This is a genomic window from Francisella uliginis, assembly GCF_001895265.1.
Lineage (GTDB): Bacteria > Pseudomonadota > Gammaproteobacteria > Francisellales > Francisellaceae > Francisella > Francisella uliginis.
Genome location: NZ_CP016796.1, coordinates 1,177,983 through 1,191,139 on the forward strand (window position 1 = coordinate 1,177,983; position 13,157 = coordinate 1,191,139).

A 13,157-nucleotide genomic window follows, 5' to 3' on the forward strand; every position below is an offset into this window, starting at 1 on the left:
CTTAATAAATGAGGAAATCCATTATGATTGATCAAGAACAAGAAATTAATGACTTAAAAAAAGAAAACTTAATGCTTAAAAAAATATTAGATACTATTGATGCTAATATTTACTGGAAAAATAGCCAAGGTAAGTATCTAGGTATGAATAATAGTAATGCAGCAGCATTAAAGTTAAGCTGTGCTCAAGATGCTATTGGTAAAACTGAATTAGAGCTACTAAAAGATCAATCATTGGCTCAATCTATTTTAGATAACGATTTAGAAGTCATAAAAAATAATACTACAACAACTTATGAAGAGAACTACCCTATTCATGATGATCAAATAGGTGTATATTTGGCAAAGAAACGTACATTATTTGATGATCAAAAAAATAAGATTGGATTAGTAGGAATATCAGTTAATATAACTGATCGTAAAGAATTAGAGAAAGAAATAAAATATAAAAATAAAGAACTAGAGAAAAAAGATGCTATTAAAACACAGTTTATAGAAAACTTTAGCCATGATGTTAAAGTTCCAATAAATGCACTTATAGGTAGAATCCAATTATTAAAATTGATAGGTCAAAAAGAAAAAAATGAGAAATTCATAAAAGTAGCAACAGATACTGAAAATAGTGCTATGGTATTAGATACACTATTCAAGCAAATGCAAAATATAATTACTCATGAACAATTTGATAATAATATTTATAGTACCACGTTTAATTTATTCAGTTTAGTTGATGAAGAAATTAAAATAGCAGAAGCTTCAATTCAAAGTAACAAAAAAATTAATATTCATCTCTCTATTTCTGAAAATTTATCTATTGATGTTTATACTGATCACTATAAATTATCCCAAATAATACGTAATTTACTATCAAATGCTATTAAATATACTGATGAAGGTAATATTGATATTCAAACAGAAATAATTGAAGGAAATTCTAAACAAGTTATTTTCAATTTTAAGGTATCTGATACAGGCATAGGTATACATAAAGCTCATCAAGATAATATCTTTGAGTTATTTAATCGAGCTGGTATAACCTCACATAATAATAATCGTCATGGTTTAGGTATTGGTCTATATATAGTAAAAAATAATGTTAGTATACTTGGAGGCAGTATTAGCTTTGAAAGTTATTTAGGACAAGGTAGTAAGTTTTTTATCAGTATTCCTTTAGAAGCTGTTTAATCATATTCATTCAGATACATCCCTCTAGCTAATCTATTCATCTCCTGACAAAATTCTTTGAATAAATTTGAAGTTAGTATAGCTTTTAAACAAAACCATATGATAAAAGCTACCATCCCAATAATAAATCCTGCTAATGTTGACAGCAATATATTATTGGTACGCAAGTATATATAGCTAGAAGACATTACCATTATTGTTATTAATCCAATAAACATATGACCTCCTTTTTTTCATCACTTAAATACAACATATATTAAATATTAAAAATTCTTTATTGTCAATATAGTTATATTTATTATAAATAAATTAACGATATTTATTTTTTAAACATACACTAAACAATATAAAAGTATTCTATAAAAAATGACTGACTAAGTAATCTGATTTAAAAAACTTTTATACTCTTCTAAAAGGCTAAATATCTTAGCTTCATTATCTAGCTGATTTAGTTTCTGACGAAACTCTTTTGAATTAGGCAAATTTTGAAGATAAAAACTAGCATGAGTACGAATTTCTTTAACAGCCACTTTTGCAGTTTTTAGCTTTACCAAACGTCTTAGATGTTCACCTAACACATCTACTCTCTCAATTGATGTAGGATCTGGTATTAATTCACCAGTGTTTAAATATTCAGCAATTTGTCTAAAAATCCAAGGATTACCACGTGATGCGCGCCCTACCATTACAGCATCTACACCAGTATGATCCATCATAGCTTTAGCACTGTGAGGACAAAATACATCACCATTACCAATCACTACAGTATCTACAGCTTTTTTAACATCCCGGATAATATCCCAGTTTGCTTTACCTGTATACATTTGCTCACGCGTACGCCCATGTAATGCTATAGCACTTACTCCAGCATCTTCACAAGCTTTAGCTACTTCAATAGCATTAATATTTTGATCATCCCAGCCTATACGCATCTTTACTGTAACTGGTTTATATACAGCCTTTACTACTGCTGTCAGAATTTCATGAATTCTATCGACATCTTTAAGAAGTGCCGCTCCTGCTTGAAGTTTCTTAGCAATCTTTGGCATAGGACAACCCATATTTATATCGAGAAAATCACATTCTGTATTCTCAGCGATATATTTAGTTGCTCCAACAAAACTCTCAAGATCAGTACCAAATATCTGTATCCCAAGTGGCTTTTCACTATTTTCCATATAGAGCATTTCCATAGTTTCCCAATTACGCTCTACTACAGCTTTGTTACTAACCATCTCAGTATATATTAGCCCTGCACCATGCTCTTTGCATATTGTACGAAAAGCACTATCACAGAAACCTGCCATTGGTGCAAGTACGACATTATTTTCTATTTCAATATCAGCTATTTTAAAGCCCATCTTTTACACCATCTAATAAAAACCATTGCCCCATCTGTTTCGGCTGATTAAAGCTTATGCCATGTTTTTTAAACTCTTCTTGAACTTCATCAACTTGATTTTCTATTATTCCAGATAGAGCTAGACTACCGCCCTGCTTTAAACTACCTGTAATACTCTCAACTAAGCTTATAAGCACATTAGAGAAAATATTTGCAACAACTAAGTCAAACTGTTGTGTTGGTGTATTATCACTAAACTTAGTTTTATCAGCTACATTATTTCCTGCAGCATTTTTGATAGATGATTCTATCGAATTTGGATCTATATCTATACCTTGAGCAAAACCTGCACCTAACTTCACAGCACCTATAGCAAGCACTCCTGTACCACAACCATAATCTAAAACATTAGAATCATTTGTTACATGATCTTCTAACCATTCTAAACACATCTTAGTAGTCTCATGATTACCACAACCAAAAGCTATACTAGGATCTACTATAATATATGTATGATTTTTATCATTCGGCAATTCACGCCAATTTGGATAGACTACTATATTCTTGCCTACCTTAATCGGCTCATAGTCATATAGCCAAGCTGCTTCCCATTGCTGATCCTTTATAATCTCGTAGCTTATTTCACTTTCTAAAATACTCTCAAACTCTTTTTTAAGAGTATTTATTATATGATCTATATCATAGTGATCTTCATATAACACTACCACATTAACAATATCATTAGGCTTATCAACTCTAGTTATAGAACCTGCATCATTATTAAAAAGATAATCTTCAATAATATCAAAAAACTTAGATTTCACACTAAATTGTAATTGGTGCCACTGTTGCATTTTATAAAAATAACTCAAAATCTTATATATCGTAAAATGATACTAAATAATATAATTAACAGCTAGGTTAAATTAATCATTTAACATTTGGATAATGCTGGTTAAATCTAATTTTTCTTAGCAAAATATGATTTATAAACCCTAATATATGAACCGCTAAAAATCCAGCAGTCGCTACAAGTAGACCAGCTACAAAGCTACCTAAGAACAATGGTTGCCAAAACTCATATAAATGGTTTAACATATAAGAACCGAATTTTTCCCAATCTGAAATATCAACGTGCTCTCCAAGCAAAAAACATCCAAATATATAATTACCTAAATACATTGGAATCCAGGTTAGAGGGTTACTAATCCATACAGTTGAAATAGCTGTTGGAATATTTGCTCTCAAAATTATCGCTGAAATAATTACAGGAGTCGTCTGCAAAGGTAGAGGAATCATCATCCAAAAAAGTCCAATAAAAACTCCTCTTGCAACAGTATCATAACTGGCGATCCAAAGACTTTTTTTTGTAAGTCTGTGTGCTACAGAGCCCAAAAATTTTGAACTCTCTAATCTTTTTCTTCTACTAATTAATCTTCGGGCTCTTCTTGTATTCATATTTTTAGTTTTCTTTGATAAAACGCTTGTATAATAAAAGTAATACATTCTATTATCCTGAGCTCGTTTCAGGATCTCATCAAAATCAAGACTTCTAGTAAGGATGCTGAAATTTAATTGAGTATTCAGCATTACATTTTATGTATAGTTAGATATATAATAGTTAAGAATTATTAATATTCAATATTTTGATTATATTAAAGATAAATTCAGTTTAATATTAGAAAATATTGCTTAAATTGTTATGGCTGACTATATGACCAGAAAAGTCTCGTAGCATCCTGACCAGGTCTAAACTCAGATTGTCTGTTATCAATATACTCTCCATATTTTGAGTTAATAAACTCTCTATCAGGTGGTACATACGCTGAACCTTCAGCTTGTTCTTCTTGAACTTCTGGACCATCATACATATATGGACTATATGGTCGCATATATCCATAGCTAGCAACAAAGCAAAGAACTCCAATAGTCATTAAAATAATTTTTTTCATACTTTCTACATCTCCTTATCAAGACTTTTATTAGTCTATCTTCCATTATAACTTTTTTGACTCTTATATGAAGAAAAATTAACTTTTGAATAATTTTTTTTTGCTACAATAACACCTAGATAAATCCTATACTTAAATAATAAATGCAAGAATATAGCAAAAAATATAATAAAAAAGCAATTTTACTAGTTAACCTTGGCACTCCAAATGGATTTGATGCAAAATCTATAAAAAAATACCTAAAAGAATTTTTATCAGATAAACGCGTAATTGAAGCTAATCCTATCTTATGGAAATTAATATTAAACTTAATTATTTTACCTATTCGCTCGAAGAAAAACGTTCACACTTATGAGGCTGTTTGGAATAAAGAACACAACAAATCTCCATTACTTCTATACACTGAAAATCTAGCAAAAAAATTAGATCAAAAGCTTGATAACTATATAGTAGATTGTGCTATGCGCTATGGTAATCCTAGTATAGAAAGTAAGATTAAGAGCTTACAAGAACAAGGTGCTACTGAAATAGTAATTTTCCCGTTATACCCACAGTATTCAGCAACTACTACAGCTACAGTTTACGATGAGGTTTATAGAGTTTTATCAAAATTAAGATGGCAACCTACTATCAAAGGTATAAACCCTTATTACGATAATAAACTTCATATTGAAACTATTAGCCAGCAAGTAAAAGATCATTTACATAGTTTAGATTATACTTCTGATACAATCTTATTCTCATTTCATGGATTACCACAAGAATATTTTGATAAAGGTGATCCTTATTATTGTCATTGTCATAAAACTTATCGCTTAGTAAAAGAATCTCTACAAGATAATTATCCAAATATAGATTTTGAATTATCATTCCAATCTCGCTTTGGTCCTAAAAAATGGCTAGAGCCATATACAACTACCAAGCTAGAGGAATTTGCTAAACAAACTAAAAAAATAGTTGTCATAGCTCCTGGTTTTAGTGTTGATTGTTTAGAAACTTTAGAAGAATTAGCAATCACTGAAAGACAAGCTTTCTTAGAAAAAGGTGGCAAAGAGTTTAGCTTAATACCTTGCCTAAATGATTCTCAAGAGCATGTTGAAATGTTATACAATATTATTAAAGAAGAGATATGAGTGAAAATATAGCAATACATTGGTTTAGAAAAGACTTGCGCCTAGCTGATAATCCAGCACTATCTCAGGCTAGCCAAGCAGATAAGACTATCACAATATTTATCCATGATGAAAAATCTCCAATAGGCGCTGCAAGCAAATTATGGTTACATCACTCTCTAAAAAGTCTTAATAAATCTCTAAATAACAAGTTAAACTTCTATATTGGCGAACCTCTAGAAATCATAAAAAAACTTGTCAAAGAAAATAATATTACAGACTTTTATTGGAATAGATGCTATGACAAATATAGCATAGATCGAGATACTCAGATCAAACAATTTCTTCAAGAACAAAATATCAATGTAAAAAGCTTTAACGGAAGTCTGCTTATAGAGCCTTGGCAATGTAAAAAAGATGATGGCACACATTATAAGGTTTATACACCTTTCTATAAGGAGCTCATTAAAATTAGGAAATATAGATCAAATATTGCTCAACCAAGCTTTAATAATCTAGTAAAACTAGATAGTTTTAACTGTATAGATTCTTTAAAACTATTAGAACCAAAACACTCTTGGCAAAATATAATAAAGCAATGGAGAATTGGTGAAGAATCAGCTAGTAAAATACTTGAAGACTTTCTAGCAGATAAAGTAAAAAACTATAAAACTGCTAGAGATTATATGAGTCTAGACGCTACATCAGCATTATCACCATATTTACATTTTGGTGAAATCTCACCAAATCAAATCTTTAACGCTGTACAAAGCTTAGATGTTATTGGAAGTAATGAAGAGCATTTTATAAAAGAGCTTGTTTGGCGTGATTTTTCATATTATCAGTTATATTATTATCCAGAACTTCATAATAAGAATATAAATCAAAAATTTGACAACTTTGAATGGGATAATAACCCTGCGATTCTGAAAAAATGGCAAGAAGGACAAACTGGTATACCTATAGTAGATGCGGGCATGAGAGAACTTTGGCAGACTGGTTATATGCATAATCGTGTACGTATGATAGTTGCAAGCTTTCTTATAAAAAACTGTTTAATTCATTGGAAATATGGTGAAAAATGGTTTTTTGATACTTTATTTGATGCAGACTTTGCTAGTAATAATACCAACTGGCAATGGGTAGCTGGTTGTGGCCTAGATGCAGCACCTTACTTTAGAATATTTAATCCCGTATTACAGTCTGAGAAATTTGAAGCTTATGATTATATTCGTAAATATGTACCTGAAATAGCTAAATTACCTAACAAATTTTTAGTAAAGCCATGGGAAGCTTCAGAGAATATTTTAAATGATGCGAATATTACTCTTAACAAAGATTATCCAAGACCAATAGTCGACCTTAAAGGCTCTCGAAATAAAGCTTTAGAATTACATAGAAAAATTAAATAAATTATTTTCATTTCATAACTTGGTAATCATATTGAAGTTGTTGATGATGATATTTTTGTCACAAATACGCAGTATATATATCGTGGCATTAGAGAAAAAACTGCAAACTCAGCTTTGATCAAATTAAATCAAATAGATACAGTTTCTGAAACTATATAAGCTGTAAGAATGTGTAGTGATAATAGCTGGCGCTATTTTATGTCACATAGCTCAGTTGAAACAGAAGATGATTTCCTAGCTGATTTTGCTGTAGCTATGGGTGGTGAAGATTTAAAACAGGTTCAGCATGTCGTAGTGAACGTATTGCTAAATACAATTGCTTATTAGAAATAGAAAGAGAACTTGAAATCTCAGCTCTTTATTATTGGAGATAAGATTTAGATTAACCAAATCATGTATATTATCAAATATAAAATATTTTTTTAATCTAAAAAATTAAATGTATAATCACTATATAAGTATTTAAGGTTTCATTGATCCGCATGATACATAGATTTAAAAAAAGCAATTCTAAACTACCAGCATCAGGAGTTAAAAAGAGCAAACTAGTAAATTATGTATCACGTAAAATTAAAGGTATAACTTTAGTTGAATTAATGATAGTTATATCATTAATTGCTATTTTAGCAGCTATAGCTATACCTATATATTCAGATTATAAAATTCGAGCAAGAATTGGTGGTGAAATTACCAAGATAGGCTCTGTAAAAGCCCAAATTAATGAAATAATTTCATTAGGTGATTTCAGTGAAGGTGATCAGATTAGAAATATCTATATATATACTATGCCTCAAAATGTTGGTGTTGCTACTAATGGTATTATTACAGTCAATCTTGGTAGTGTTGTATATTCAAATATCCCAGCTGCTGATAATCCTGTTATTTCAGACGATCGTGCTGCTATACATTTGGTCCCTTTTATAGTAAACACTTCTTTAGTTTGGAGCTGTGAAAATGCTAATGGTTCAGCTTTAACAGATGATTTACTACCAAATAGCTGTCTAGAAGAAACATCAGTAAACATAAACAATATATGTGTATCTTCTATAAATAACACTTGTAGCCCTAGTAGCAACGGCAACGGCAACGGCAACGGCAACAACTAGATTTATTTATAATAGCCTAAAAATCTAGCCTTATAAAATGTTTATATTCTTGATCTTTATTTAATTTAGCAGGATGATTATCATAGTTACCATCAAAAGCACCAACATATTGAGGCTCAAAACAAATAGCATCATGTTTTTTAAAGGCTTTACCATTTGAAAGAATACGACCATCGATAAAGTTGCATGTATAAATCTGCATAGCAGGATATGAGCTTGATACTTTTAATTTCCTACCACTAGTAGGATCTTCAAGTTTTATCTCTGCATCAACTATATAACAATGATCAATTCCACCTTCACTAAAGTATTTAGAATCTTGATATTTTAGTTTATTACTAATTTTTGACTTTATATTAAAATCCATTTCCTCAGGTAATGATAGTACTTCTGTCGGTATTAAATCACCATCTACATTAACAAATTTTTTAGCTGGTACTTTAAGTCGATGATCGACTATAGTCGCTTTATAATCACCTGACAAATTATAATAACAATGATTTGTCATATTCAAAACTGTATCGGCATCTGATATGGCATCAAAGCTTATGACTAATGAATTTTCTAATAACTCATAAGTTACACTAATAGCCACATTTCCAGGAAAACTATCAACAGAAGATTTTTGCATAGTTGTAAATTTAACTTTTGTCTCACTTATAATTTCAAAATCAAATTTTTGATGCGTCAGACAGTTAAAACCTCCATGAAGAGTATGCTTATTTTGATAGTTCCTTTCTAAATCATATATTTTGTTATTTAGTATAATTTTAGCATCTTTAATCCTACCAGCAACTCTTCCAACAGTTGCATTAAAGTATGATGGATTATTAGAATATTCTTGGATATCTTGATATTGTAATACTATATTTTCTAACTTATTATTCTTATTTTTTGTTTTAAGTGAATATATAGTCGCACCTAAATCTAAAAATGTTACTTCAATATTGTCATTTTTTAATGTTATTAAATTATTAGATTTATTAGCTATATGAACTTCTTGTATATTCATATTATCTCCTTAGCAAAGTCTAGTATTGACTTAGCTATCTGCGATTTAGTTTTATTAGCATACTCTTTATTTTTTTGTTCTGATAAGATTGTTACAGAAGAGTCATCTTTACCAAAGACACTTGTTGAATTTGCAACAATCATATCTAGATTTTTCTTTATGAGCTTTTTCTTAGCATACTCAATTATGTTTTGTGATTCAGCTGCAAACCCTATTGCAAAGATATCAGGATAATTCTTTTTACAGTTAGCTAAAACATCAGGATTTTTTACAAACTCTAGTGTTAATGTTTCATCAGTTTTCTTAATTTTATTATCAAATTTATTTTTTATTTTATAATCAGCAACAGCTGCACAGCCAATAAAAATATCATGCGTTTTTGCCTCTTCAAGCATGACTTGATTCATATCATCAGCACTTTTAGTATCAATGATAGTTAAATTGTTATGAGTTATATCAAACTCTATTAAAGTCTTAGCTTTTAATACTGTAACTTTAGCACCTCTATTTAATAGCTCTTCTACTAATGCAAAGCCCATCTTTCCAGAACTATAATTTGACAGATACCTAACACCATCAATATCTTCAACCGTTGCCCCAACAGTTATTAAAGCTTTCTTATCTTTAAAATCTTGATCTACTGATAATAATTCAAATAACTCCTCAGGTTCAGCTAATCGCCCCCCGCCAGTATCACCACATGCTTGTAAACCATTACTTGGAGATATTAAGTTAAAGCCTAAATTTTGTAACTTTTTAATATTTTCTTGAGTTAGTGGATTCTGCCACATATTTACATTCATAGCAGGTGCAAAATATATTTTATTAGTTTGTTTATTAGCTAATACACATTGGCTAAGCAAATCATCTGCAAAACCATTAGCTAATTTAGCTATAGTATTAGCAGAAGCTGGGATTATAAATATTTTATCAGCCCAGCGTGATAAGTTTATATGTGCCATACTTTGCTCATAATCATACATATTCAATGATTCATCTGTATAAACATCGCATCCAAGAGCTACTAGTAACTCTGGTTTTATAAACTGCTGTCCACCTTTTGTAACAATAGCTCTACACTCTACACCACTTTTGATAAAAAGACGGATTAAATTTATAGTTTTAAAAGCTGATACACTTCCTGTAATTCCAAATAGAATCTTCTTTGTCATAAAGACCTCTCTATTTATTTAAGACTTTTTTTCTTTTATAAAAAGCAATTATTAATAACACCATAGCTGCTACGATAACTGCTAATATATTTACATTTTGTCTAAACAATTGTTCACTAGTAAGCCAAGAGGCAAAAATAATCCCAAAGAATATACTACTAGTTCTACCTAATGCAAATATCATATTACAAGCTAATGAACGAACTTCAGTTGGAAACTCTGTCGCAGCGTACTGTGCCCACATAATATTATATCCACCCCCTATAAGTCCAATAACAATACCATATAAAAATATGACATCGCTTGATATATATTTATAGCTAAAAATGCTTACTAAAAATATGATTATATTTATTGCAAAAAATAGATTTGGCGATTTAAAATACTGATTATAAAAGCCACTAATAATACAACTAATAATATTTCCTGCAAAAAAACCAAACAGGAATATTTTCACTAAAGTTGCAAAATCAGCATCTGAAGCAATAAATTTCACTAATGCAAACATTACCGTAATAACAAAGAAATAAGGTAATGTAATTAAGAAGTTTAAGATTAAAGGTTTACTATAGTTTTTAAATAAAAAAATTATACTACCTGCATTTTTAAATCTATCTGATTCATATATTTCAATAAAGTATGGAGACTCTTCTAGCACTCTTCTAAATAAATATATTGTTAATCCAGCTAAACCACCAAATACAAACATTATTTGATAAGAAAATACTCCAAACAATGTCGCTACAATTCCTCCAAGAACTCCTAATATATACAAAAGGCTCATTCCCCAAGCAGCTATTTTAGGAGGAAAAAACTCAACTATTAAAACACTTGAGACAGCAAATTCACTAGCTAGAGCAAGATACGCTAAAAACCTTAGTAACATAAACATATGTAAGTTAGTTACAAAGATACAACATATAGTTGAAAAGCTATAAAGTAGAATACTATATTTAATAACCGTTATGCGACCAAATTTATCTGCCAACATTCCAAAAGCTATAGCCCCAACTAATATGCCTGCCATTTGAATATTATTAATTAGATAATACATTTGCTGTATTTTTGTCGAATCATGCATATTAAACTGCTGCTTAAATATATCAACATAAGACACACTAAATACGGTAAGATCATAGAAATCAATAAAATATCCTAGGCAAAGGATAAGTAGAATCCATTTTGTATTTTTCATTAATTTAAAAAAGAAAATATATAAGTATTAGATTTATATTATAAATTGTAAGATAGAATATAACTAGACAAGATTTATTATTTTAGTCTTCAATAACATTTTTTTCATTAGCTGTTGATTTACAGAACGCTACGTAACGCTTATCTGTAGCAAACCAGTAAAATACAACTCCTATAACTGCATTTAATATATAGCTATCAATAGGAGATGTTATACATAAAAATATTAGAAAAGGTGCTGCTAAATAAATAAGGTTTTTAACACCAACTCTTCTAAACTCAATCGCACCATATATAGTCATAAGAACTATTAAGATAACACTCATATTGATATTAGTCTGTATTTCAACAGTATTTAAAAGCAATGCTAATACTACAAACACAACTAAACCATATAATCTAGTACGTGGTGCTAGTGCTCCCATACTAACTGGTGCTGCCATATATCCAATAATATGAAACCCTGTTACAACAAGCATTAAAGCTGTCCAGTTATCTGAGAAAAGTAAAAATATCGCAGCTAATATAAAGTTTGCTATTAACGATCTACGTGAAATATTAACAATCGGAGTAATTTTTGCAAAATATCTTGGCATCTGACCTTCAGAAGACATTGCATACAACATTCTAGATGAAGCACCTAAGTAGCTATAACCTGTAGCTGATGGGCTAATAACACTATCAATAATCAATAATATAGATATATATCCTAAACCTAGTATTGTTGCCAATTGCAGTAATGGCGACTCAAAATCTAAACCAGCCCAACCACCTTTACTTACTAAGTAATCATGTGGTACAGCTTGCATAAACGCATACTGTAAACTAAGGTATAGGACTAATACCAAAGCTAAAGCTAATACAATTGCTAAAGGTACATTTCTACCAGGATTTTTAACTTCACTAGCGTATGCTACAACTGTTTGAAAACCATTAAATGTATAAATAAGACCACCTGCAACAATTGCTGTTAAAGCAGATGTAAAGCCAAACTCACTATTACCTGGAATATCTGCTGCAAACATACTCACATGGTTATCACTATGCATTAGTGCGTGTGTAACAAATATTAAAACAATAATTGCAGGAACAGCCATTTTAAAAATTGTAATAGCATTGTTAACTCTTGATAAAAGCTTAACCCCATAAAAGTTAATAATAAGATATACAACCAAAACAAAAAGTGAAAAAGCTGTTCCAGCTATAGTTAGAATATTATCATGCATAAGCCAATCCATAGACTTAACACCTGCAAGATATTGTGTTGTTGCTAAAGCCTCAGAAGATATTACAACAACGATTCCAAACCAGTTTGCAAAAGCAAACGGCATTGCAAAGATATTATTATGCGATATTGCACTTGATCTAGTAGTAGCCCCTCGAACAGGATACATAGACACTACTTTGCCTAAGCAAAGAGCTATCATCAAAACTAAAATAGCAGCAAAAATCCATGCTAAAAATGCCCAATTACCCGCATTTTTAACAGTTAACTGAGCACTAAAAAGCCATCCGGAGCCAACCATTGAAGTAGTGCCGATCAATACAGCACTAAACAATGACATCTTTTTAACAGATACATCACTCATTTTCTTTTCCTTATAATTTAATTAAAGAACTTTTTTAGAGGATAATACCTCTAATTTATTAAAGTTTTTTCTAATAAAGTTA

General features: G+C 30.1%; 13 protein-coding genes and 1 pseudogene. 5 read left to right on the forward strand and 9 right to left on the reverse strand.

Features of this window, described 5'->3' with window-relative positions:
• The first annotated feature begins 23 nt into the window (after positions 1–23).
• Complete coding sequence (locus F7310_RS05495; protein ID WP_072712361.1) at positions 24–1,184, forward strand: PAS domain-containing sensor histidine kinase; 1,161 nt, start codon at positions 24–26, stop codon at positions 1,182–1,184.
• On the opposite strand, the gene F7310_RS05500 is transcribed toward F7310_RS05495, so the two are convergent.
• From F7310_RS05500 to F7310_RS05520, 5 genes are all read right to left on the reverse strand, one after another.
• Positions 1,181–1,402 (reverse strand): hypothetical protein, encoded by a 222-nt coding sequence (locus F7310_RS05500; RefSeq protein ID WP_072712362.1) that lies wholly within the window; start codon positions 1,400–1,402, stop codon positions 1,181–1,183. The genes F7310_RS05495 and F7310_RS05500 overlap by 4 nt on opposite strands.
• A gap of 156 nt (positions 1,403–1,558) precedes the next feature.
• The gene (gene dusB, locus F7310_RS05505) at positions 1,559–2,545 is read right to left on the reverse strand and encodes a tRNA dihydrouridine synthase DusB (protein ID WP_072712363.1); all 987 of its coding nucleotides are present in this window, start codon (positions 2,543–2,545) and stop codon (positions 1,559–1,561) included.
• Entirely contained in the window at positions 2,535–3,380 is an 846-nt protein-coding gene (prmA, locus tag F7310_RS05510) for a 50S ribosomal protein L11 methyltransferase (RefSeq protein WP_072712364.1), read from the reverse strand. Before prmA ends, dusB begins: the two co-directional genes overlap by 11 nt.
• A 76-nt stretch (positions 3,381–3,456) precedes the next feature.
• A complete protein-coding gene (locus tag F7310_RS05515) occupies positions 3,457–3,984 on the reverse strand; it encodes a DUF2062 domain-containing protein (RefSeq protein ID WP_072713547.1) in 528 nt (175 codons plus the stop codon).
• A gap of 242 nt (positions 3,985–4,226) precedes the next feature.
• Positions 4,227–4,478 carry a hypothetical protein gene (locus F7310_RS05520; protein ID WP_072712366.1) on the reverse strand — a complete coding sequence of 84 codons (252 nt, stop codon included), beginning with the start codon at positions 4,476–4,478 and terminating at the stop codon, positions 4,227–4,229.
• 143 nt (positions 4,479–4,621) lie between these two features.
• Between F7310_RS05520 and hemH the strand changes: the two genes are divergently transcribed.
• From hemH to F7310_RS05540, 4 genes and pseudogenes are all read left to right on the forward strand, one after another.
• Positions 4,622–5,611 (forward strand): ferrochelatase, encoded by a 990-nt coding sequence (hemH, locus tag F7310_RS05525; protein WP_072712367.1) that lies wholly within the window; start codon positions 4,622–4,624, stop codon positions 5,609–5,611.
• Positions 5,608–7,002, forward strand: coding sequence for a cryptochrome/photolyase family protein (locus F7310_RS05530; protein WP_072712369.1), 1,395 nt, complete (start codon positions 5,608–5,610; stop codon positions 7,000–7,002). Before hemH ends, F7310_RS05530 begins: the two co-directional genes overlap by 4 nt.
• A gap of 75 nt (positions 7,003–7,077) precedes the next feature.
• A pseudogene (locus F7310_RS05535) lies at positions 7,078–7,376 on the forward strand (hypothetical protein).
• Between the two features lie 108 nt (positions 7,377–7,484).
• Positions 7,485–8,108, forward strand: coding sequence for a prepilin-type N-terminal cleavage/methylation domain-containing protein (locus tag F7310_RS05540; RefSeq protein WP_072712371.1), 624 nt, complete (start codon positions 7,485–7,487; stop codon positions 8,106–8,108).
• A 16-nt stretch (positions 8,109–8,124) separates the two neighbouring features.
• Here F7310_RS05540 and F7310_RS05545 read toward each other — a convergent pair whose 3' ends face one another.
• The 4 genes from F7310_RS05545 to F7310_RS05560 all read right to left on the reverse strand — a co-directional run bounded on the left by F7310_RS05545 (position 8,125) and on the right by F7310_RS05560 (position 13,075).
• Positions 8,125–9,120, reverse strand: a complete 996-nt coding sequence (locus F7310_RS05545) for an aldose epimerase family protein (protein ID WP_072712372.1) — start codon at positions 9,118–9,120, stop codon at positions 8,125–8,127.
• The gene (gene coaBC, locus F7310_RS05550) at positions 9,117–10,292 is read right to left on the reverse strand and encodes a bifunctional phosphopantothenoylcysteine decarboxylase/phosphopantothenate--cysteine ligase CoaBC (RefSeq protein WP_072712374.1); all 1,176 of its coding nucleotides are present in this window, start codon (positions 10,290–10,292) and stop codon (positions 9,117–9,119) included. The genes F7310_RS05545 and coaBC overlap by 4 nt, the downstream gene beginning before the upstream one ends.
• A gap of 10 nt (positions 10,293–10,302) precedes the next feature.
• Entirely contained in the window at positions 10,303–11,487 is a 1,185-nt protein-coding gene (locus F7310_RS05555) for an MFS transporter (protein ID WP_072712375.1), read from the reverse strand.
• Between the two features lie 82 nt (positions 11,488–11,569).
• A complete protein-coding gene (locus F7310_RS05560) occupies positions 11,570–13,075 on the reverse strand; it encodes an APC family permease (RefSeq protein ID WP_072712376.1) in 1,506 nt (501 codons plus the stop codon).
• Positions 13,076–13,157 lie beyond the last annotated feature (82 nt).